Raw genomic sequence first — 335 nt, 5'->3', positions numbered from 1 at the left:
GAGCTCGGTGAAATTGTGGTATCGGTGAAGACGCCGGTTACCCGCAACGGGACGGAAAGACCCCATGAACCTTCACTATAGCTTAACATTGAGATTGGGTACAGGATGTGTAGGATAGGCGGGAGTACTTGAAGCGGTTTCGCCAGGAATCGCGGATACGACCTTGAAATACCGCCCTTTCTGTATTCGGTTTCTAACTCGGCCGTGCCGAGGACATTGTTTGGTGGGTAGTTTGACTGGGGTGGTCGCCTCCAAAAAGGTAACGGAGGCTTTCAAAGGTAAGCTCAGTACGCTTGGTAACCGTACGGGGAGTGCAATGGCATAAGCTTGCTTGA

At 51.6% G+C, this 335-nt stretch carries 1 rRNA gene; it reads left to right on the top strand.

The features are described 5' to 3' along the window. Positions 1–335: ribosomal RNA gene (locus tag ACP6L2_RS18160) — 23S ribosomal RNA — on the top strand; the annotation flags it as partial.

Origin of the sequence: Sphingobacterium lactis (genome assembly GCF_051951495.1) — a bacterium.
Taxonomy (GTDB): Bacteria; Bacteroidota; Bacteroidia; order Sphingobacteriales; family Sphingobacteriaceae; genus Sphingobacterium; species Sphingobacterium lactis_A.
This window is presented reverse-complemented; position numbering and strand designations above follow the sequence as displayed.